This is a genomic window from Mesorhizobium sp. LCM 4577 (genome assembly GCF_001854795.2).
Classification (GTDB): domain Bacteria; phylum Pseudomonadota; class Alphaproteobacteria; order Rhizobiales; family Rhizobiaceae; genus Mesorhizobium; species Mesorhizobium plurifarium.
On record NZ_MDDU01000053.1, the window covers coordinates 63,520 to 83,510 of the forward strand.

Annotated in this window: 24 protein-coding genes; all 24 read left to right on the forward strand. The window is 62.1% G+C overall.

Annotated features, from left to right (window positions below; translation table 11 throughout):
* Window positions 1-12: 12 nt before the first annotated feature.
* The 24 genes from LCM4577_RS29225 to LCM4577_RS29340 all read left to right on the forward strand — a co-directional run bounded on the left by LCM4577_RS29225 (window position 13) and on the right by LCM4577_RS29340 (window position 19,990).
* Window positions 13-327: a hypothetical protein gene (locus LCM4577_RS29225; RefSeq protein WP_040971354.1), complete on the forward strand. Its 315-nt coding sequence runs from the start codon at window positions 13-15 to the stop codon at window positions 325-327.
* A 38-nt stretch (window positions 328-365) separates the two neighbouring features.
* Window positions 366-683, forward strand: a complete 318-nt coding sequence (locus LCM4577_RS29230; RefSeq protein WP_040971353.1) for a hypothetical protein — start codon at window positions 366-368, stop codon at window positions 681-683.
* A 13-nt stretch (window positions 684-696) separates the two neighbouring features.
* A complete protein-coding gene (locus tag LCM4577_RS29235) occupies window positions 697-1,173 on the forward strand; it encodes a hydrogenase maturation protease (RefSeq protein WP_040971352.1) in 477 nt (158 codons plus the stop codon).
* Window positions 1,170-1,490, forward strand: a complete 321-nt coding sequence (locus LCM4577_RS29240; RefSeq protein WP_052459186.1) for a hypothetical protein — start codon at window positions 1,170-1,172, stop codon at window positions 1,488-1,490. The genes LCM4577_RS29235 and LCM4577_RS29240 overlap by 4 nt, the downstream gene beginning before the upstream one ends.
* Before the next feature lie 93 nt (window positions 1,491-1,583).
* A complete protein-coding gene (locus tag LCM4577_RS29245) occupies window positions 1,584-2,606 on the forward strand; it encodes a hypothetical protein (RefSeq protein WP_244508457.1) in 1,023 nt (340 codons plus the stop codon).
* 19 nt (window positions 2,607-2,625) lie between these two features.
* Window positions 2,626-2,838 carry a hypothetical protein gene (locus LCM4577_RS29250; RefSeq protein ID WP_052459184.1) on the forward strand — a complete coding sequence of 71 codons (213 nt, stop codon included), beginning with the start codon at window positions 2,626-2,628 and terminating at the stop codon, window positions 2,836-2,838.
* A gap of 9 nt (window positions 2,839-2,847) precedes the next feature.
* Window positions 2,848-3,072, forward strand: a complete 225-nt coding sequence (locus tag LCM4577_RS29255; protein WP_040971350.1) for a hypothetical protein — start codon at window positions 2,848-2,850, stop codon at window positions 3,070-3,072.
* An 8-nt stretch (window positions 3,073-3,080) separates the two neighbouring features.
* Complete coding sequence (locus tag LCM4577_RS29260) at window positions 3,081-3,950, forward strand: NifU family protein (protein ID WP_071074424.1); 870 nt, start codon at window positions 3,081-3,083, stop codon at window positions 3,948-3,950.
* Entirely contained in the window at window positions 3,947-5,140 is a 1,194-nt protein-coding gene (locus LCM4577_RS29265; protein ID WP_040971348.1) for an NHL repeat-containing protein, read from the forward strand. The genes LCM4577_RS29260 and LCM4577_RS29265 overlap by 4 nt, the downstream gene beginning before the upstream one ends.
* A complete protein-coding gene (gene hypF / locus LCM4577_RS29270; protein ID WP_244508458.1) occupies window positions 5,137-7,608 on the forward strand; it encodes a carbamoyltransferase HypF in 2,472 nt (823 codons plus the stop codon). Before LCM4577_RS29265 ends, hypF begins: the two co-directional genes overlap by 4 nt.
* Window positions 7,578-7,859, forward strand: coding sequence for a HypC/HybG/HupF family hydrogenase formation chaperone (locus tag LCM4577_RS29275; RefSeq protein WP_071074425.1), 282 nt, complete (start codon window positions 7,578-7,580; stop codon window positions 7,857-7,859). The genes hypF and LCM4577_RS29275 overlap by 31 nt, the downstream gene beginning before the upstream one ends.
* Window positions 7,860-7,874: 15 nt before the next feature.
* A complete protein-coding gene (locus tag LCM4577_RS29280; RefSeq protein WP_071074426.1) occupies window positions 7,875-8,567 on the forward strand; it encodes an SIS domain-containing protein in 693 nt (230 codons plus the stop codon).
* Window positions 8,564-9,712: a hydrogenase formation protein HypD gene (gene hypD / locus LCM4577_RS29285; protein ID WP_071074427.1), complete on the forward strand. Its 1,149-nt coding sequence runs from the start codon at window positions 8,564-8,566 to the stop codon at window positions 9,710-9,712. The genes LCM4577_RS29280 and hypD overlap by 4 nt, the downstream gene beginning before the upstream one ends.
* Window positions 9,709-10,773, forward strand: a complete 1,065-nt coding sequence (gene hypE, locus LCM4577_RS29290) for a hydrogenase expression/formation protein HypE (protein ID WP_071074428.1) — start codon at window positions 9,709-9,711, stop codon at window positions 10,771-10,773. The genes hypD and hypE overlap by 4 nt, the downstream gene beginning before the upstream one ends.
* Before the next feature lie 6 nt (window positions 10,774-10,779).
* Complete coding sequence (locus LCM4577_RS29295; RefSeq protein WP_071074429.1) at window positions 10,780-11,118, forward strand: hydrogenase maturation nickel metallochaperone HypA; 339 nt, start codon at window positions 10,780-10,782, stop codon at window positions 11,116-11,118.
* Complete coding sequence (gene hypB, locus LCM4577_RS29300) at window positions 11,118-12,152, forward strand: hydrogenase nickel incorporation protein HypB (RefSeq protein WP_083354880.1); 1,035 nt, start codon at window positions 11,118-11,120, stop codon at window positions 12,150-12,152. Before LCM4577_RS29295 ends, hypB begins: the two co-directional genes overlap by 1 nt.
* Before the next feature lie 94 nt (window positions 12,153-12,246).
* Window positions 12,247-13,296: a HoxN/HupN/NixA family nickel/cobalt transporter gene (locus tag LCM4577_RS29305; protein WP_071074430.1), complete on the forward strand. Its 1,050-nt coding sequence runs from the start codon at window positions 12,247-12,249 to the stop codon at window positions 13,294-13,296.
* 645 nt (window positions 13,297-13,941) lie between these two features.
* Entirely contained in the window at window positions 13,942-14,610 is a 669-nt protein-coding gene (locus LCM4577_RS29310) for a DUF2278 family protein (protein ID WP_071074431.1), read from the forward strand.
* Between the two features lie 4 nt (window positions 14,611-14,614).
* Entirely contained in the window at window positions 14,615-15,154 is a 540-nt protein-coding gene (locus LCM4577_RS29315; RefSeq protein ID WP_071074432.1) for a hypothetical protein, read from the forward strand.
* Window positions 15,151-16,248 carry a hypothetical protein gene (locus LCM4577_RS29320; protein WP_131803540.1) on the forward strand — a complete coding sequence of 366 codons (1,098 nt, stop codon included), beginning with the start codon at window positions 15,151-15,153 and terminating at the stop codon, window positions 16,246-16,248. Before LCM4577_RS29315 ends, LCM4577_RS29320 begins: the two co-directional genes overlap by 4 nt.
* A gap of 181 nt (window positions 16,249-16,429) precedes the next feature.
* A complete protein-coding gene (locus LCM4577_RS29325) occupies window positions 16,430-18,139 on the forward strand; it encodes a phospholipase D-like domain-containing protein (RefSeq protein WP_083354881.1) in 1,710 nt (569 codons plus the stop codon).
* Between the two features lie 468 nt (window positions 18,140-18,607).
* A complete protein-coding gene (locus tag LCM4577_RS29330) occupies window positions 18,608-18,895 on the forward strand; it encodes a DUF2604 domain-containing protein (RefSeq protein ID WP_071074435.1) in 288 nt (95 codons plus the stop codon).
* Window positions 18,888-19,505, forward strand: a complete 618-nt coding sequence (locus tag LCM4577_RS29335) for a putative metal-binding protein (protein WP_071074549.1) — start codon at window positions 18,888-18,890, stop codon at window positions 19,503-19,505. The genes LCM4577_RS29330 and LCM4577_RS29335 overlap by 8 nt, the downstream gene beginning before the upstream one ends.
* Window positions 19,502-19,990 (forward strand): Mov34/MPN/PAD-1 family protein, encoded by a 489-nt coding sequence (locus tag LCM4577_RS29340; protein ID WP_071074436.1) that lies wholly within the window; start codon window positions 19,502-19,504, stop codon window positions 19,988-19,990. The genes LCM4577_RS29335 and LCM4577_RS29340 overlap by 4 nt, the downstream gene beginning before the upstream one ends.
* Window position 19,991: the final 1 nt, after the last annotated feature.

Genomic DNA, 19,991 nt, shown 5'->3' on the forward strand with positions numbered 1-19,991 from the left:
GGACGGTAGCCGATGAACAATGAGCAACAGCACGCCCTGCTGCGCAAGATGGCGCAGCTGATGAGGTCGGGCCTCGAGACGCAGACCGAGCCTTTTCCGGAAACCGAAAAGGAGTTCGCCGCGATTCTGGACGAGTTGCGCAAGCTCGATCCGAACAACGTCCAGGGCAAGATGGTCATCAGCGGCTTTGTCGACCACCCCTACGGGCCCGACAAGCAGCGCTGCATGGAATGCATGTACTACCTCGTCCACCGGGAATGGTGCGACTTGCCGGAGCTTGCGGTGCCTGTCGACGCGGACTGGTGGTGCCGGCTCTGGCGCATCTGACGTGCCCTTGCGCAGGCGTGCTCTGGACGGAGGCTGCGATGACGACCATTGACGACGGTCAGTTGCGTGAAACCATCGAGACGCTGCTGACCCGATCGCCGGACACGGAAGCTTTTCCACGGGCCGACAGCCACGAGGATGTGCTCGCCGTCATTGCCCGCCTGCGGGCGGCCGGAAACGATCTGGCGGCGAAACTCGTGATCGCGGGCTTCACCTTGCGCCCCGTCGAGCATCAGGGGATAGGGCAGGCATGTGAGAGCTGCATGTACTATCTCGTCCACCGGAGGTTCTGCGAGCTTCCCGAACTCGCGGTGCCGGTCGAGGCGGAGTGGTCGTGCCGCCTGTGGCGGATATGACGGGCCGGCGGGCATGATCGCGATCGTCGGCTGCGGCAACCTCAACAGGCAGGACGATGGTGTCGGGCCGGAGGTGATCCGCGCGCTGCGCGCCGGCGGCCTGGAAGGGCCCGGCGTCAAGCTGCTCGATGCCGGAACCGACGGCATGGCCGTCATGTTCGCGGCTCGCGGCTGCACATCGCTGGTCCTGGTGGACGCGGCCCGCACCGGCGTCGAAGCCGGCGCCGTCTACGAAGTTCCAGGCCGCGAACTGGAGCGCCCCTATACGCCAGGGCTCAATCTCCACGACTTCCGCTGGGATGCCGCGCTTCATGCCGGCCGGCGGATCTTTGGCGCAGCCTTCCCGCAGGACGTCACCGTGTTCCTGATCGAGGCGGAGCATCTGGATTTCGGGACGGACCTCAGTCCGAGCGTCGCGGCGGCCGCATTGTCGGTGGCCAGCCGTATCGAACGGATCGTCGCTGAACGCCGGACGGATCGACCCGGATGAACGCAGGCGGCTTCATGGTTCGCGTGAGCCGCGGCGGCCTGCACGTGTCCGCCGAAGACTATGAGCGATATTTCGATGGCATCAGCGGGATCGTCCTGATCCGGCGCGACAGCGACCTTCTCATCCTGCCGGTGCGGCTGGCGCAGGCCGGCGGCTATATCCTGAAACGCAAGAACCTGGCTGGCGACCGGGTCGCGCACGCGCCCGACTTCTTTCGCGCAAGCGGGATTGCCGACGAGAACGACCGGGAAATCGAGGTGACCTGGGACAAAGCTCAGGGCGGATTGGTCGGCCGGGGCGCATTTTTTGCATACTAAGTTTACACTTCGTAATTCAAGTAGACAACATACAAAAAGCTGCTAGCATCCGCCCCCATAGAGCTGCAGCCAAGCAGCATGGGAGGATATCGGGTGAGGCAGTTTCGCGTGGAGGAGGAGGTGCGCGCCGCGTTGGCGGCTGCGGACGACTCTTTGGCCTCGCAGCAGGAACGGGCCGAGATGCTGATGGAGATCGCGATGGGTCTTCAGCAGCGCCCGAAATCCCCSGACCAGATCGAAGCCGCGATTGATCTCTACGATCGGGCCGGAGCCATCTGTCCGACCGGCGAGCGGTTGCTCGGCGCCCGCATCGCCGCTCGCCGCGCCACCGCCCTGCTGGCCCTGCCGGAGGGGGGTGCTGAAGCTCTTGAAAAGGCGCGGACCGAACTGGAACGCGCGATCAGGCACTTCGCCGATCTCGGCCGGCCGGAAGAACTGGCGGAAGCGGAGATGAATCTCGGGCTGGCGATCCACAATCTCGTCGGCCTGAACAGGGCGCGCATCACCGACGCCATCTCCGCCTATCAGCGGGCGCTGCGGACATTCGACCGCGCGAGGTACCCGAAGGAATTCGCCATCCTGCAAAACAACCTGGCGACCGCCTTCCTGTCCATGCCTTTCACCGACAGTCGCGCCAGGATGCGCGAGGCGCTGGCCGTGCAGGCTTTCGAGGAAGGGCTGAAGAGCGTCAGCCTGATCGACCATCCCGCCGAATACGCGATGCTGCAGAACAACCTCGGCAACGCGCTGCAATATGCCTCGTCGAGTCATGTGGTGGAAAACAATCTGCGGGCGCTCGACGCCTATGACGAGGCGCTCAAGGTGCGAACCCGCGCGGCCATGCCGCTGGAATACGCCAACACCATCGCCAATAAGGCGAACTGCCTGTGGAACCTTCCCGACGATCCCGCGCAGCCGGGTGACGGCAACCGCGCCAACCTGACGGCAGCGCGCGAATACTATCGTGAATGTCGGGAGATATTCATGAGCGCCGGCGAGACGGACAAGGCGCGCATCGTGGCGGAGGCCTGCGAACAGATCGACCGCGAGCTGCTTTCGGCGCCGCCCGCGACATCCGACGGCCTGGCCGGGACCGTCCGGCATCATCTCAACTGAGGACAACAGGGAGCACGACGTGACAGGTGTTGAACTGACTGCAGGCGGAGCGGCACTGGCCCTGGTGGCCGGCGTCGTGACGTCCGGGATAGGCGGCGCCATCGGCGGCATCGCTACCGGCGGAAAGGCGATCGGAAACCAGCTGGCGGCGATGATGGGCAGCTTCTACGGGCCGGTGGGCGGCGTGGCTGGCATCATTGTCGGCCTGGTCCTGCTGGCGCTTATCGGGTGAGGTTCAATCATGTGGGAAATGGCGAAAAGCTCGATCCTTCTGTTCCTCAAGGGCAAGCTCTTTGCGGAGCCCGCCAAGGTCTACAGGCAGACGGCGATCGGTGCGCTGGTCACGGCCGCCTTGCTGCTCATCCTGGCCAAGCTCGGTGTCCCGGTGGTCGCCGCCGCGGCGGTGGCCGGCCTCGTGGGCGGCGCCCTGCAGCCATACCTCTTCAAGGACCTGCGGTATCGGTAGGATAGGAAATGAACGCCGTCGATCTCGTTCCGACCCATCGCGAGACGCTTGCCGGATACGTCGGGGACATCGAGCGGCTGGAAGCACTTTTCACTTCCTGGGACGAGACGCAGCGCGCCGCCGTGGACGCCTACCGGCGATCGATAGAGGAACTGCAGGGCGAGGCATTTCGCCGTCTGATCCGCGCTCTGAAAGCCGATCCGGCGGCGATGCAGGCCATGAAGACCGCGGTCGCGGACGAGATCGTCTACGCCGTGCTGCGGCGTCACAACATCCTGAAGCCAAGCCTGAGCGAGCGGGTCGAGGCAGCGCTCGATGGCGTGCGGCCAATGCTCGCCTCCCATGGCGGCGATGTCGAGCTCGTTTCGATACGTCCGCCCGCCATAGAGGTCCGCTTCACCGGCGCCTGCGACGGATGCCCCGCCTCCGCGCTGACCTTCCATGCAGGCGTCAAGAAGGCCGTTGAGGAAGCCTGCCCGGAGATCACCGACATTCTTCAGGTCAAGGGATCCGGCGGCGGCTCCAACGACAGCGTACGTTTCGTCAGTCCGTTTGCCCTTGGCGCCGTGGATGGCTGGCACCTTGTCTGCCGGCTCGACGAGATCCCGCAGGGCGGCATGCTTCGCCAGGTGGTCGGCGGCGAAAACGTGATTTTGTCTCGGCAGGGAGCGGTCGTCTCCTGCTTCCAGAACGCGTGTGCCCATCTCGGGCTGGAGATCGATGGCGGAGAGGTCGAGGACGGCATAGTGACCTGCCCGTGGCACGGCTTCCGCTACGATCTTGCGACCGGCGAGTGCCTCACCGCTCCCGAAGTGCAGCTCCAGCCGCACATGGTCAAGGTCATCGGCAACCGCGTCGAGGTGAGGCTCGCCAGATGACGCGCGTCTCGCTCGCACCCGCTTTCCGGCCGGCTTGCCCGGTCCCCTTGCCGGCCGCGCCGCTGCTCGATCCCGCCGGCGCCAGCATCGTGCTCGGCCACCATGTCGCTGCGAACGGCCTGCCGGTGCCGATCGCGCCCGGCCGCTCGACATTGTTCGGGCCGCGCGGCGTTTGCCTCGCCGGACCGGACGGCCCCCTCCTGGTGGCGGACACCGGTCACCATCGGCTGCTCGGCTGGCGTCGGATTCCGCGGGCCGACAACGCTCCAGCGGACTTTGTCATCGGCCAGCCGGACTTCTTCGCGGAAGGCCGAAACGCGAAAGGCGGGCCGGGACCGGCGACGTTGAACATGCCGACAGGCATCGCCAGCGATGGCCATATGCTGGCCGTGGCGGACGCGTGGAACCACCGCGTCCTGATCTGGAACTCGCTGCCGGAAATCTCCAATCAGCCGGCGGACCTTGTGCTCGGGCAGCCGGACTTCAACGGCGGCCTTGCCAATCGCGGCGTCCGGCAGGCCGGCCCGGACACGCTGAACTGGTGCTATGGCGTGACGATCTCGGACGGACGTCTTTTCGTCGCCGACACCGGCAACCGCCGCGTCCTGGTCTGGAACTCCCTCCCTGAGCGCAATGGCCAGCCCGCGGACCTTGTGCTGGGCCAGCCGGACATGATCGGGCGCGACGACAATGCTGGAACCGGCGCGAGCGCCGTCGGCATGCGCTGGCCCCATGCGATCGCCATGGCCGGTGGCAGGATCTTCGTCGCGGACGCCGGAAACAGCCGCATCATGGCCTGGAACGGCATGCCCAATGCCGACGGCGCGCCGGCCAGCTTCATCCTTGGCCAGAAGCATTTCGAGGAGCTCGATCACAATCGCGCCGCCTATGATCCGACCGAGCGGGCCTTGCAGATGCCCTACGGAATTGCGGTTCGGGACGGCACGTTGATATGCGCCGACACCGCGAATTCGCGGCTCGTCGGTTTCCCGCTCGCGGACATCGACATGGATGCGCCGGCGACCGCCCTCGCCGGCCAGGACGGTTTCGGCGCCAAGGGCGACAACCGCTGGGAGGCCGCCACGCGCGACAGTCTGTGCTGGCCCTTTGCCGTAGCGGTCCGCGGCGACCTGGTCGCCGTGGCCGACACAGGAAACAACCGTGTGCTGCTTTGGGAGGCCGCGCCATGACGGCGATGCTCGCCCGCGACATCGCAGACCGGCGGGTCAGCCTGCAGATCCGCGTGCGCGGGCGGGTGCAGGGCGTCGGTTTCCGCCCGACCGTATGGCGGTTTGCCAGGGAATACCGCCTCGACGGCGAGGTGCTCAACGACGGCGAAGGTGTCTTGATCCGGGTAAGCGGGCCGCGCGGCGAAATCGAACGTCTGGTCGAGCGACTGCGCGGTGAGCCGCCGCTCCTGGCGGCGATCGAGGCGATCGAGCTTTCTCCATTCGTCGGACGGCTGGACGAAGGCTTCAGGATCGTCGAAAGCGCGGCGGGCGAAGCCCGCACGGAGATATCGCCCGACGCCGGAATTTGCGCCGCTTGCGCGGCCGAAGCGCTGGACCCGTTCTCGCGCCGCTATCGCTACCCCTTCACCAATTGCACGCATTGCGGCCCGCGACTGACCATCGTGAGAGGCATTCCCTACGACCGTGCCTCGACCACCATGGCGCCGTACCCACTCTGCGCCGATTGCGCCGCCGAATATAGCGAGCCGGCCGACCGGCGCTTCCACGCCGAACCGATCGCCTGCCACGCCTGCGGGCCAAAGGCCAGGCTGGTCCGTTTCGACGGACGCGCGGTGAGCTACGAGCAGCACTCGATGCTGGACGATGTCGATGCGGCGATGAGCCTGATCCAGAAAGGCGAGATCGTCGCGATCAAGGCGCTTGGCGGCTACCAGCTGGCCTGCGACGCCACGCGCGCCGACGCCGTCGCCAGGTTACGGCAATTGAAGCGCCGCGACCGGAAGCCCTTCGCGCTGATGGCACGGGACATGGACGTGATCCGCAAATACTGCGCGGTCTCCTCCGAGGAAGAGCAGGCGCTGCGCTCGGCCGCGGCGCCGATCGTCCTGCTCGATGCCCCAGGCCCGCAGTACCTGCCCGAAAGCGTGGCGCCGGGCATGTCGACCCTCGGCTTCATGCTACCTTCGACACCGTTGCATGTGCTTCTGTTTCGCCGCATGGGCCGGCCGGTGGTGATGACCAGCGGCAACCTTTCCGACGAGCCGCAGGTGACGGATGACGCCCAGGCAGCGGCAAGGCTCGGGATGATCGCGCCCTTCGCCCTGATCCATGACCGCGACATCGCCAACCGCGTCGACGACAGCGTCGTGCGCCTCACTGCCGGCAAGGTCCGCGTGCTGCGCCGCGCGCGGGGCCACGCGCCCGCCTCTATCCGCCTGCCGCGGGGGTTCGAGACGGCACCGCAGATCCTCGCTTTCGGCCCGGAGATGAAGGCGACCTTTTGCCTGGTCAAGGACGGGCGCGCGGTTCTCTCGCAGCATCAGGGCGACCTCGAGGACGCGGCGACCTTCGACGACTATCGCAAGAACCTCGCGCTTTTTCGCGACCTGTTCGACCACCAGCCACAGGCCTTGGCCTGCGACATGCACCCCGAATATGTCTCGGGCAAGCTGGCGCGGGAGCGCGCGCAGGCACAGCAGCTCCCGCTTGTCGAGGTGCAGCATCATCATGCGCACATAGCCGCCTGCCTCGCCGAGAACGGCAGACCTCTGGACGCGCCGCCCGTGCTCGGCATCGCGCTCGATGGCCTGGGTTTCGGCGCGCGCACCGATATGCGGGGCGGCGGGATCTGGGGCGGCGAATTCCTGCTTTGCGACTACCGCCGCTTCGAGAGGCTGGGAACCTTCAAGCCGGTCGCCATGCCGGGCGGCGCGCAGGCCTCGCGCGAACCCTGGCGCAACCTCTACGCCCATTTGATGGCCGAGATGGGCTGGGCGCAGTTTGCGATGAATTTCGGCGAACTCGAAATCTTCCGGGCGCTTGCCGGCAAGCCGCGCGCCACGCTCGACGCCATCATCAAGGGCGGCGTCAACTCTCCGCCGGCATCGTCATGCGGCCGGCTGTTCGACGCCGTAGCCGCCGCCCTCGGCATCTGTTTCGAACGCCAAGCCTATGAGGGCGAGGCCGCGATGCGCCTGGAGGCGATGGTCTGCCGGAAAACCATGGTCGAGGAGGGTGATGAACTCGCCTATCCGCTCGCCATCCCCAATCTGAAAGGCAGCGGCCTCCCCTATGTCGAGCCGGTCGCGATGTGGAATGCGATCCTGGGCGATCTCGTCCTGCGGGCGCCCGTCGGCGTGATGGCGGCGCGGTTCCATAAGGGGCTGGCGAACGTGCTTGTCGCGATGGCTTTGAAACTCGCGCGCCGCGCCGGCGAGACCGGCCCGCGCTTCGAAACGGTCGCCCTCTCCGGCGGCTGCTTCCACAATCGGGTCCTGCTCGAAGAGACGACACGCCGCCTCGAGGAGAAGGAATTCGAAGTCCTTACCCACGCCGAGGTGCCCGCCGGTGACGGCGGCGTCGCGCTCGGCCAGGCAGCAATTGCCGCAGCGCATTGCATGGACGCCGGGATAACCCGGCAAGAAGGAGGAAACCCATGTGTCTCGGTATTCCAGGACGGATCATAAGGATCGACGACGCCGGGCGTAAACTCGCGACCGTCGATGTCAGCGGCGTCCGGCGCCAGATCAACATCGCCTGCATCGTCGATACCGAGCACCCGGTGGAAAGCTGCGTGGGCGACTGGGTGCTGGTCCATGTCGGCTTCGCGATGAGCCGCATCGATGAACACGAAGCCGCCGAAACGTTGAAAATCCTTACAGAGCTCGGCGAGGCGCAGGCCGAAATCGAGGCGATGCGCGCATCCGCCGTCCATTAGGGAAGGAGATTGGCGATGTCGAACGAAGGCACATTGAGCGGGCTCTACCCCTTTCTTCACGGAAAAAAGCAGGACCCCGCCAAGCTGCAGGCTGCCCTGCTGCATTCGGTTGCGGAAAAGGCCCGCGACTCGCGCGAGACGAACGAGGCGTTCTTCGGCGGCCAGGCCGAGATCCTCGTGGCGGCCGCGCATACGCTGGCCGACGTCTACAATAGGGGCGGGCAGCTCTTTTCCATGGGCAATGGCGGGTCGAGCTGCGACGCCAGTCATGTCGCGGTGGAGTTCGTCCATCCGGTGACGGCGGGCCGCCCGGCGCTCGCCGCGACCAACCTTGTTGCCGACCTCGCCATGATCTCGGCCGTCGGCAACGATCTCGGCTTCGATCATGTCTTCGTGCGCCAGCTCGTCGCGCATGCGCGCAAAGGGGATGCCTTGATCGGCATCTCGACCAGCGGCAACTCGCAGAACCTGATCGCGGCCTTCGTCAAGGCCAGAGAGATGGGCGTCGCCACGATCGGGCTGACGGGCGGCGACGGCGGCAAGATGAAGTCCTCCGGCGCGGTCGACCATTGCCTGATCGTGCCTTCGACCTCGATCCACCGCATCCAGGAATGCCATGTCGCCGCCTACCACATCATGTGGGACCTCGTGCACACGCTGCTCGCAGATGAGCGCGGCTCCGCGGCCAGGAAGGAAAAAGTCCAATGAAATTCGCCGACGAATTCCGCGACCGCGACAAAGCCGCAGCCCTGGTGCGCGAGATCGAGAAGCTGTGCGACCGGATCGAGACGACCAGGCACAGGCCGCTGAACATCATGGAAGTGTGCGGCGGGCATACCCACTCGATCTTCCGCTACGGATTGGAGGGCATGCTGCCGCCCGCTATCGAACTGGTGCATGGGCCGGGCTGCCCGGTCTGCGTCCTGCCGATGGGACGGGTGGATGACTGCGTGGCCATCGCCGAACAGCCCGGCGTGATCTTCACGACATTCGGGGATGCCATGCGCGTGCCGGGTTCGCGCAAGAGCCTCATGCAAGCCAAGGCCGACGGCGCCGACGTGCGCATGGTCTATTCGCCGATGGATGCGCTGGCGCTGGCGCGCAAGAACCCCGGCCGCGAGGTGGTCTTCTTCGGCCTCGGCTTCGAGACCACCATGCCGTCCACTGCCCTGACCGTCTTGCAGGCGGAGGCCGACGGGATCGAGAATTTTTCGGTGTTCTGCAACCACATAACCATCGTGCCGACCATCAAGGCGATCCTCGACAGCCCGGATCTGCATCTCGACGGCTTTCTCGGGCCCGGCCACGTTTCGATGGTCATCGGCACCGCTCCCTACGAGTTCATCGCCAACTTCTACAGGCGGCCGATGGTCGTCGCCGGCTTCGAGCCGCTCGATGTGCTGCAATCGATCTGGATGATCCTGAAGCAGATCAGCGAAGGCCGCGCCGAGATCGAGAACCAGTACACGCGCATCGTGCCGGAAGCCGGCAACGATCCGGCGCTCGCCGCCGTGGCGAGGGTCTATGAGCTGCGCGAGTTCTTCGAATGGCGCGGACTGGGCTCCATCGACCATTCCGGAGTGAGGGTGCGCGATGAATATGCGCGCTTCGACGCCGAGCGAAAGTTCTCGGTCCCCAACATCAAGATCGCGGACCCGAAGTCCTGCCAGTGCGGCGAGGTGCTGAAGGGCGTGCTCAAGCCGTGGCAGTGCAAGGTGTTCGGCACGCTCTGCACGCCGGAGACGCCGCTCGGCGCGCTGATGGTCTCGCCGGAAGGCGCCTGCGCCGCCTATTATCAGTATGGCGGCGTCAAGCGGCAGGCGCACAACGAAGCCGTCACGGCCGTGTCATGAACATCGTGTCCCCCCCTCCCCGCAAGCTCGGCCGCATCCACGTGCCCGCCGTCACGCTTGCCCATGGCGGCGGCGGCAAGGCGATGAAGGATCTGATCGACGACGTCTTCGTCAGTGCCTTCGCCACCGACACGCCGCGGGCCCTTGAGGATCAGGCGCGTTTCGATCTCGCCGCGCTGGCCGCGCACGGCGACCGGCTTGCCTTCACGACGGATTCCTTCGTCGTCGATCCGCTGTTCTTCCCGGGCGGCGACATCGGCAAGCTGGCCGTGTTCGGCACGGTGAACGATCTTGCCGTGGGCGGCGCGAAGCCGCTCTATCTGTCCTGCGCGGTCGTCATCGAGGAAGGCCTGAAAATCGAGGAACTGCGGCGGGTCGCGCAGTCGATGGCCGCGGCGGCGCGGCGCGCTAGCGTCACGATCGTCACCGGTGATACCAAGGTCGTGCAGCGCGGCGCCTGTGACAAGCTGTTCATCACCACGACGGGCGTGGGTGTGATACCCGCCGGCGTGGAGCTTGCGATCGGCGGCATCCGACCGGGCGACGGCATACTGGTCAACGGGCTTCTCGGCGACCACGGCGCGGCGATCCTGGCGGCGCGCGGCGACCTTGCCCTCGAAACGGAGATCGAGAGCGATTGCGCGCCGCTGCACGGCCTGATCGACGCCGTTCTGAAGGCGGCCCCGGCGACGCGCAGCATTCGCGACGCGACACGCGGCGGCATCGCCACCGTTCTCAACGAGATGGCGGAAGCATCGGGCGTCGCTATCGAGATCGACGAGGCAGCCACGCCGCTGCGCGAGGAGGTGCGCGGCTTCTGCGAGATACTCGGCCTCGACCCGCTCTACCTCGCCAACGAAGGCAAGATCGTCCTCGCGGTTCCGCCGGCCGAGATCGATGCCGCGCTGGCCGCGATGCGCGCGCACCCGCTCGGCGCATGCGCCATGCTCGTCGGCCACGCCCATGCGGGGGAGCAGGGACGCGTGACAATGCAGACCGCGTTCGGTGGCAAGCGTATCGTCGACATGCTGGTCGGCGAGCAGTTGCCGCGGATTTGCTGAGGCGCCATGCACGAGCTCGGCATTACGCGCAACATCGTCTCGATTGTCGAGGAGGCGGCGAACGGCCGACGGGTCAGACGCGTCAGGCTCGATGTCGGCCGGCTAGCCGGCGTCATCCCCGAGGCACTGAGCTTCTGCTTCGATGTCGTTTCAAAAGGAACTACGCTCGACGGTGCCTACCTCGATATCAGGGAGATCGCCGGCCGCTGCCGCTGTCTCTGCTGCGGCGCCGAGTTCGAGACGGCGACGCTATACCAGGCCTGCGGCTGCGGCTCGCGCCATCTTGAACGGCTGGCGGGCGATGAACTGAAGATCAGGGAAATGGAACTCGAGGAGGCTGTCTGATGTGCGCGACCTGTGGATGCGGTTCGAACGCCGATGCCAGGATACTGAACCTGCAGACCGGCCGGGTCCGGCCCTTGGGCGAGGACCGCGGCCATGTCCACGCCCGTTCGCAGGGCCACGCCCACAATCACCAAGATCATGAAAACGAACACCACCACCACTCACATTCCCATGACCACGCCGACAGCCATGAACACGATCATGAGCACGTCCACAGCCATCACGACCACGATCTTGACCATCCGCACAGCCATGACCATTCCCATCATCACGACGGCCTGGATGATCACCATGAGCACGATCACCAGCATGGACATGGGACGACGGTGGTGGAGTTGGAGGCCCGCCTGCTGGCCAAGAACGACAAGCTGGCCGCGAGCAACCGAGGCTGGTTCGAAGGGCGCGAGATCCTGGCGCTGAACATCGTCAGCTCGCCCGGCGCAGGCAAGACCACCTTGCTGGAACGCACCATCCACGACCTGAAGGACGAGATCCCGATCTTCGTCATCGAGGGGGATCAGGCCACCGCCAATGACGGCGAGCGGATTCGGGCCGCGGGAGCTGCGGCGGTCCAGGTCAACACCGGAACCGGCTGCCACCTTGAGGCCGACATGGTCGCGCAGGGTCTCGAGGAGCTGAAGCCACCGGCAGGCGCGATGGTGCTCATCGAGAATGTCGGCAATCTTGTCTGCCCTGCGCTGTTCGACCTCGGCGAGCATGCAAAGGTGATCGTGCTGTCGGTGACAGAGGGGGAGGACAAGCCGCTCAAATATCCGCACATGTTCCAAGCGGCCGACCTGATGATCGTCAACAAGACCGACCTCCTGCCCTATGTCGATTTCAGGCTCGACACTGCCGTCGCCAATGCATGCGCGGTCAACCCGGCGATCACTGCGATCGCCTTGTCCGCGCGTACCGGCGAAGGCATGGAGCTTTGGTATGATTGGCTGCGCAGCCATCCCGGATCTATCGGGCGGCCATCCATGGCGCCGGCGAAAGACCCTGCCGCAAACAGCGCCGGCCACAGCGGGTAGGCAGCGGCCGCAACTGGCAATCGGCATTGCCGCAGATTGATGTTTTCGGTCTTGGTTTTCGTTGCGCGACAACCCACTCGGGGAACCTTAAAGCGTGATAGCCAATCCTTTCGATGATCGGCCGGGGCTGCTCCGGTCCAAGGTGGCGCTGACTTATGCCCTCATGATAGCGGCCAATATTTTGGCCTGGGCCTGGGCCTGGGTCGCTTTCTCGGATCGTCCCGCTCTGCTCGGCACGGCCCTGCTCGCCTACACCTTCGGGCTTCGCCACGCCTTTGATGCCGATCACATCGCGGCAATCGACAATGTCGTGCGCAAGCTGATGCAGGAGGCAAAGGCACCCTTTTCGGTCGGGTTCTTCTTCTCGCTCGGACATTCATCCATTGTCGTGTTGGCCTCCGTCGCCATCGCCGCCACCGCGGCGTTTCAAGGCCGGCTCGATGAGTTCCACGACGTGGGCGGCGTGATCGGAACCTCCGTCTCGGCCTTGTTCCTGCTTGCCATCGGCATAGCAAACCTCTTCGTCCTCAAAGGCATTTGGCAGGCCTTTTCGCGCGTGCGGCGCGGTGAGCCTATCGTTGAGGAGTATCTGGAGGCGCTGCTCACCGGTCGCGGATTCCTCGCCCGGATTTTCCGGCCGGTGTTTCGTGTCGTCACGCGCTCTTGGCACATGTATCCGGTCGGCTTCCTGTTCGGCCTCGGTTTCGACACCGCGACCGAGATCGGGCTGCTGGGCATCTCCGCCTCGCAAGCGGCAGCCGGCTTGTCGTTCTGGACTATTTTGGTCTTCCCGGCCCTGTTCACCGCTGGCATGTCGCTTATGGACACCACGGACAGCGTAATGATGACCCGCGCCTATGGCTGGGCCTTCGTCAACCCGATGCGCAAGCTGTGGTACAACATGACGATCACCGCCGCTTCGGTGGTCGTCGCCGTATTCATCGGTGGCATTGAAGCACTGGGCCTGATCGGAGACAAACTCAGTTTGCAGGGTAGACTCTGGTATGTCGTCGGCAGCCTCAACGGTAGCCTGAGCAGCTTTAGCTACGTCGTCGTCGGAATTTTCGGTTTCAGCTGGTTAGCCTCCGCGCTGCTATACAAGCTCAATGGATATGACAGAGTGGAGGCGGCTCCCGTTCCGTGAGTTCTACCCATCACCTGACCTCAGTCACTCGTACGCAGCTAGCGCGGTCGACCGGCGCTCTGCGGTGTAGGTTCTTTGCAGACCGCGTTTTCAAGATCTGAAGCGCACTGCATTTGTCCCGCCTCCCCGCCAGCCAACGAAGGTCGACTGGAGTTCCAAGCAATGAATTCCAGCTTCGTGTTGAACCGGTGCCTAGCACGCGTGATGTACGGAAAAATCTGGTCGAAAGAAAGTGGGCAGTACCTACCCAACGCTTGTCTGACGCTATTGGTTATCCTATAGCTTCCTAGTAATCAAAACCACTTAAGGGATATTTCCAGCGCGGACATGAGCACTTGTTAGCCGCCTAACATATTTGCCGGCCGGCGACCAAAAAGTAGTAGACCAAAGCTTCTACTGCCGTGTATTTTTTTTCGTTCATTTGAATCGAACCAACATCTGTTGGTTCAGCTACTCTATTTTCCAGATATAAGTAAATAGATCACATTTCTGTGAAAATAAGCAATCCTCTAAGTTAGGCAATTCTATTAAAAGCCGTTTCTGCCATATTAGCGACCATCGCAAGAGCTAAAACCGATTCCCTCAAGACGCCAAGTACCCTGGAGTTCCAGGTAAAATCTGTCTCAATACCGGAAGGTAAAGCTAATGGCGCTAGAATACGGGTTTGCCAAGGGGAAGGTTAGCGGACCTCCCGTGCTTAGGGCGAAGCCATTGGGTCATGAGATTCAGTACCACCTGCACGTGCCTCTCGACGTTGCCGGAGCGTCCTGGGATGTTGCAATAAATGTTGGCACCAATGATTCCGACGACCTCCTGCAGTACAAGCTGGCATTCGACTTTCACCATTCTGTCATAAAGACACTTGTCGCGGCACCAATGGGGCGAAACGACCTGACGGGTCAAGGCGCGTTGCCTGCATTGGATTTCATGCGCTCAGATATCCTTGCCGAAACAGGACGGTGGCGRCTGAGCGATCCCATGGATGGGAGCATGGATGTCGAGCCGGCGGCTTCCATGAACAGACTGCTTCGCCAAGCTGCGCAAAACCGCTGGAATGTATATGTGTTTGGCCGTTTTTATAAGGAAGGCGACGGCATACACGACACCCATATGAATCAGGGATCGACTGGCGCTCAATTTGCGCATAGGCAGGGCGACGATCGCAACGATCACAACGATGTCTGGCAGGACGGCGCTGTCCTGGTCGCCAGCTCGCAGGAGCTGTGGGCCGCATATTTTGCTGCATTCGAGAACCAGCTAGTGCCAACCGACGAGCTCGGGAACCCAACAGCACACAGCAAACCGGTGGGTTAGTCCCATGGATGACAGGCTGATTATGATCATTCGGCATGCCGAAAAGCCCCTCCCCGAACAACCGGATCGTGGCGTCAACGAATTGGGAGAAAACGATGACAAGTCGCTGACCGTGCGCGGTTGGCAACGCGCCGGTGCCCTCACTCATCTGTTTTGCAACCCCCCGCCACCATTGCGGATTCCGGTGACGATCTTCGCATCGGCGCCGATCAAGCAGGATGGAAGCGGAACCCGCAGCCTTCGTCCTATTCAAACAATAACGTCGCTTGCTCAGCGCCTCGGGATAGAACCGGATTCGCGCTATACAAAAGGTCAGGAAGCCATCGCCGGCGCCGCCATCGGCGACAGCACCGTGCCGACGCTTGCGTGCTGGCAGCATGAATCGATCCCGCACCTTGCGGCGGCCATCGTCCATTCCAATAAGGTCGCACCTGACCAGTGGGATGATGACGACTACGACAGCATATGGATTCTTGTCCATTCCGAGGGGCGGTGGACGTTCGCGCGCAGTCAGCAACGTTTGTTGCCGGGAGACCGGCCGTGACGGAATTAGGTCCGAGTTCAGACGCAACGCTCCGGCGTTGCCCGAAATGCGATAGCCTTATCCCCCTCAAGGCCGTTGTTTGCCCTGTTTGCAAGTCCGATATCAAAGCCAAGACTGCTGGACAGGAGGCACGCGAGCACGCCGTCGACTTAGCGAAATTCATAAGGGACTGGATCGGCTTTCCCGCTGCAACAATAGCAGCAATTGCAGCTCTAACCGGCCCAGCCTGGAACAATGTTCTTGCATGGCTGGATATGGATCATGCGAAACTCGACATCAAATTCGTGAAGGCTGATTTCATGAATTTCGGCCTCGACGACAGAGGCATCACCGAGCAGGCCGACGAGGTGTTCGTCACACTCCCCTACACCAGATTCATTCTATCCAACATCGGCATCGTACCGGCGACGGTCAGAAGTGACTTCACCTGCGTTAGAGGCAACGAGACTGGCGACTTTTACTTCATCGATCTGAACACGAACAAGAGGCTTCCCGCGACCTTTATAATCAATCCAAACGAATCCATGCAGGTCGACGCGGTCAGAGATTCCGATCGCCCGCACGACAACTCACAACACGAAGGAAAGCTTTGCACGCTCGAGTACAGCGATAAGCATGGCAACAGAACTTATCCGACAGCGATGGATGACGCCTCACTTTTCCCATTGGACATGGGCTCGATCGAGGATCGGCGTATCGCCCTGCGGGCTCAATTTTGCCCGAACATGGTCAAAGGCATGAGGTTGGTTTCGGATGCAGCCGATTGCGTCGACGGCAGTCACGTCTTTGCGATCGAACCGATCTACCTGTGGGAGAAGGCATTGCAGCGGGCAGTCGCCCAATCCGTCGAATTTCATCAGTTTACGCAAACGGAAAATCGGGCTCCAGGCCTCATTCTCACAGGGTGCGACCAGCCAAATTGCGCCCAAGCAACCGCCCAGATGATGCAGGCGCTGCACTCATTCACGCCGAAGCTCACGGTGTGGCTGTGTCCCGGAGAATATCAAACACCAAGGGCTCCGGACAAGGTTGTCCTGGATCGCGATTGCAAGAACTACAATTTTCCGACCTCTGAACAGGAAAGCAAGCAATAGGGGGCCAGATCCGGACCGGTCACACAGAATTTACGAGCACGACAGCTTGTCTGTATTTGGAATCATCGACCAACCGTCCGCGCTTGCGGACTCAGGCGAGCGTTGTGGCGCGAGGCCGCCGCCTGTTTGACCGACCGTTACATATAGTTTTTTCAACTAGCGAGTGTCGAGGGAACCGCAAATGAGCAAAGCGACAGTGAAGGCCTACGCAAGCCCGAGTTGCGTACTTTTGACTTTTGATTGGAGCGACGGGGTAACGCATGCCGACTTTCTGGGCTTCGCCATCGAGCGGAGCCCAGGCTATACCAAGAAAGGCGACCCGCAATTCCTGTTCAACAAGCTCGACTTCGTACCCATAGCAAAAGGTTCGAAACCGAAAGGCAGTGATGTCGCACCCATTCAGAAGTTCAATTGGTGGGATGGGGGCCTGAAGCTGAGTGATCGGGGCCGAACATTTCAGTACACAATAACACCGGTGCTCGGCACCGGGCCGACCGATTTGAAACTCCAAACGGCCTCCAGCGGAGTAGTCGATGTTGCGATCCCGAATTCGAGCGATGGCAAGATTGCAACCTACTTCAATCGCGCTGTTGTCAGCGCCCAGAGCTTCCTTTCCGTAAAGGACGATCTCAAGGTCCAGATGGAGTGGCTTGCCAACGGTCTCCAGGAAGCCATTCCCGAGATCCTCTCAAACAGCGATGCTTTCGACTGCGCCATCTATCATTTGTCGGACGGCCTGTGGATCGTGCCGGCTTTCATGGACTTCGCGGGCCGTGGATCGATCACTTATTTCAACAAGGGGGACGACGACAAATCGCAGCCCGCCATCGATAAACTGAATGCGACCAAGCACAACATCTCGACCCATAAACGCGATGCCATTTCGAAGCTGATGCATGACAAGTTCGTGGTCTCGCACAAGGATGGCAGCGATGTCGCCGTTTTGATGGGATCCACCAATTTCACCCCTGAGGCACAGACGATTCAGGCCAACTTGCTGCACATCATTCAATCGCCGCAGCTGGCGAAGCTTTATCAGACCAGGAGCACGTTGCTCGCGGCGAATAAGAAAACCAAGGACACGGCTGTCGGCGCAGGCTGGAAGCCGATAACCGACGTGGCCGGCTCCGATATTCGCGTGTTCTTCCTTCCGGAACCCGGAAGCGAAAGGCAATTCCTTGATACGGTAACCGACGCCGTCAAGGCAGCGAAGTCCTCCGTGCTCTTTTGCATGTTTACAGCATCCGACACGGCTCTGATGGACGCGATTTTTGCCCAAGCCGATTCCAAGGACCATCTCGTGTACGGGCTTTTGAACGCCATCGATGACCCGGAAAAGCCAACCAAAAGCGGCGCAAAACGCAATCTGCCCGAGATAGCCGCGACTATTTATCATCGATCGCGAGAGAAGCCGGATACACTTCCCTATTCCGCTTTCGGCAAAAACGCGCCCCGCGGATTCCTTCCTGAGCTGCGCACCATCGATTGCAGCAAGTATGATCTGTCGGTGTCGTCGGGAAAAAAGAAGAATGGCGGTCCGCCGCCAATCCACATCCATCACAAGTTCATTGTCATCGATGGAGATACGGCTCACCCAACCATCTACACCGGCTCGCCGAACTTCAGCAAAGCCTCAGAAAACTCCAATGATGAAAATGTCTTGGAAATCAAGAACAATGAGCCATTGGCACACGCCTACGTCGCCGAGTTCATGCGGCTCTACAACCACTACAGAGCGAGGGCTATCTGGAACCGCACCCACGAGAAGCAAGGCGCCGCAGCAGCCACCGGCGGAGATCCACTGGTCCTGAAAACAAAGCGCGACGATTGGGTGGGAGAGGCATACCGAGACGGCTCAAAGTCCTTTCTGGCAAGAACAAGGGGGCTTTAACGGAGGCCAAAGTCTTTGGTCCGAAAGATAGGATCGTCGCGCCTTGGTCGGCCCGCCGCTTTCCGCTAGAGCATCAGCCCTCAGGCCTGTTCGACCGTGGCAGCCTGCCCCCCGTTTCGGGCCCTGGATGCACCCAGCGAGATTGCTGCTCTCAGCGGACTTCGGCCATGTCCCGGCTGGGGGACCAAGCTTCTCCCTCTGGGCCGGAGTCACCGGCCAATTGATAACCTTGCCGAGAGAGACAATATTGCCCGGAACTTCTGCATCAATAACTGTAGACAGCTGCTTTGGTCATTTACTTTGCAGCCAAGTCCACTGTAAATGGAGGCGGCCGCGGATCGCTGCCTGCCTTCGTCTTTCGCGTCCCGGGTCCTGTTGCGCCGGGCGGACGAATAAAGATCGCCAGTTGGCCTTCTATCGGCAACCGGCGCGTTGAGGCCGCGTAGGGCAAGTCACAGGAGTAGGACAATGCCGAAGAAGGACGAAAACCACCGCGGCGGGGCCGGAAAAATTGAGATCACGGTTGTCGTGAACGGCCAGGCCACCGAGGTCGAGGCCAATCCCAACCAGCCGCTTCACGTCGTTCGCACCAAAGCTCTCGAAAATACACAGAACGTTGCGCAACCGGCCGAGAATTGGGAATTCAAGGACGAGGCCGGAACCTTGCTCGACGTTGACAAAAAAGTCGGCGAGTTCGGTTTCGCCAACGGCGTGACCCTTTTCCTCAGTCTCAAGGCCGGTGTGGCAGGTGCCTGATATCCAAAGTGCGGACCCCGAGGTCTCGCGAGCCAAGTTTGATCGCGAGATCAGCTGGTTCCGCGAGCAAGCAGATGCCTACCGGACGCAGGGATGCTTTCTCATCGAGGCAAGCTTCCCGAAGGCTTTCATCCTCTTTGCAACCCCGAAGCTGAAGCCACGCGTCATCGGGGCATCAATCGAGGTTGATTTCACCAACTACGACTTGAGACCATTATCAGTAGTCTTTGTCGATCCCTTTACGCGCCTGCCGATTGCCCGAAAAGATCTGCCAATCAAAATGCTGAGGCGTCCTCCTATGCCCGGAACTCCGCCAGAGGCGATTGCGGCCCTCATGCAGCAGAGCGCTCTGCCATTGACGGACTTTCTACAGGCTAACAGCCTCGACGACCCTCCGTTCCTGTGCATGGCCGGGATCCGCGAGTATCATGATAATCCGGCGCATTCAGGTGACCCATGGCTTCTCCATCGGCGTTCTGGCGAAGGCTCATTGGCTTTCATCGTGGACAAGATCATCAAGTACGGGACCGGCCCGATCGATCAGCTTCCAGTTCAACTTCAGTTGGTGGTTGGCGCGCCGATAGTGTCGCCACTGGCGATACCCGAATGACCGCGCTTAAGGATGTGGCTACGGTCGCATTGCCGCAGCTTTGCGTTTCAAAGATACAGGCGCATCTGCGCGCGGTTGGACAGCAGGGCTACGAGGGAATGGCTCTTTGGGCTGGCGTTCAGCGAGAACGGCATTTTGAAGTCACGGAGGCGATTATCCCGCAGCAGCGTCACATCCGGACGAGCGACGGTGTTTGCGTCATAGTTCCGGCTGAAGAGCTTCATCGGCTTAATGTCTTGCTCTACAAGCGGAATCTGAAACTTCTGGCTCAGGTACATAGCCATCCGGGGCGGGCCTACCATTCGACGACCGACGATGCCTATGCAGTCGCAACTACGGTTGGGTGCCTGTCGCTTGTGGTGCCGAATTTCGCCCGCGAGGCCTTCGATCTCACCCGTGTTGCCGCGTATCGGCTGGATAGTGAGGCGAATTGGGCTGAGCTTTCATCCGCGGCGTTGGCGCGACTGATTACGATTACGAGTTAGA

Bases quoted from the DNA above. Each gene is read 5' to 3' on its own strand.
- hypE (WP_071074428.1), top strand. From the start codon at position 9,709: ATGAACATCGTGTCCCCCCCTCCCCGCAAGCTCGGCCGCATCCACGTG.
- LCM4577_RS29275 (WP_071074425.1), top strand. From the start codon at position 7,578: ATGTGTCTCGGTATTCCAGGACGGATCATAAGGATCGACGACGCCGGG.
- LCM4577_RS29340 (WP_071074436.1), top strand. From the start codon at position 19,502: ATGACCGCGCTTAAGGATGTGGCTACGGTCGCATTGCCGCAGCTTTGC.
- LCM4577_RS29235 (WP_040971352.1), top strand. From the start codon at position 697: ATGATCGCGATCGTCGGCTGCGGCAACCTCAACAGGCAGGACGATGGT.
- LCM4577_RS29265 (WP_040971348.1), top strand. From the start codon at position 3,947: ATGACGCGCGTCTCGCTCGCACCCGCTTTCCGGCCGGCTTGCCCGGTC.
- hypD (WP_071074427.1), top strand. From the start codon at position 8,564: ATGAAATTCGCCGACGAATTCCGCGACCGCGACAAAGCCGCAGCCCTG.
- LCM4577_RS29280 (WP_071074426.1), top strand. From the start codon at position 7,875: ATGTCGAACGAAGGCACATTGAGCGGGCTCTACCCCTTTCTTCACGGA.
- LCM4577_RS29240 (WP_052459186.1), top strand. From the start codon at position 1,170: ATGAACGCAGGCGGCTTCATGGTTCGCGTGAGCCGCGGCGGCCTGCAC.
- LCM4577_RS29225 (WP_040971354.1), top strand. From the start codon at position 13: ATGAACAATGAGCAACAGCACGCCCTGCTGCGCAAGATGGCGCAGCTG.
- hypB (WP_083354880.1), top strand. From the start codon at position 11,118: ATGTGCGCGACCTGTGGATGCGGTTCGAACGCCGATGCCAGGATACTG.
- LCM4577_RS29325 (WP_083354881.1), top strand. From the start codon at position 16,430: ATGAGCAAAGCGACAGTGAAGGCCTACGCAAGCCCGAGTTGCGTACTT.
- LCM4577_RS29295 (WP_071074429.1), top strand. From the start codon at position 10,780: ATGCACGAGCTCGGCATTACGCGCAACATCGTCTCGATTGTCGAGGAG.
- LCM4577_RS29330 (WP_071074435.1), top strand. From the start codon at position 18,608: ATGCCGAAGAAGGACGAAAACCACCGCGGCGGGGCCGGAAAAATTGAG.
- LCM4577_RS29315 (WP_071074432.1), top strand. From the start codon at position 14,615: ATGGATGACAGGCTGATTATGATCATTCGGCATGCCGAAAAGCCCCTC.
- LCM4577_RS29260 (WP_071074424.1), top strand. From the start codon at position 3,081: ATGAACGCCGTCGATCTCGTTCCGACCCATCGCGAGACGCTTGCCGGA.
- LCM4577_RS29255 (WP_040971350.1), top strand. From the start codon at position 2,848: ATGTGGGAAATGGCGAAAAGCTCGATCCTTCTGTTCCTCAAGGGCAAG.
- LCM4577_RS29230 (WP_040971353.1), top strand. From the start codon at position 366: ATGACGACCATTGACGACGGTCAGTTGCGTGAAACCATCGAGACGCTG.
- hypF (WP_244508458.1), top strand. From the start codon at position 5,137: ATGACGGCGATGCTCGCCCGCGACATCGCAGACCGGCGGGTCAGCCTG.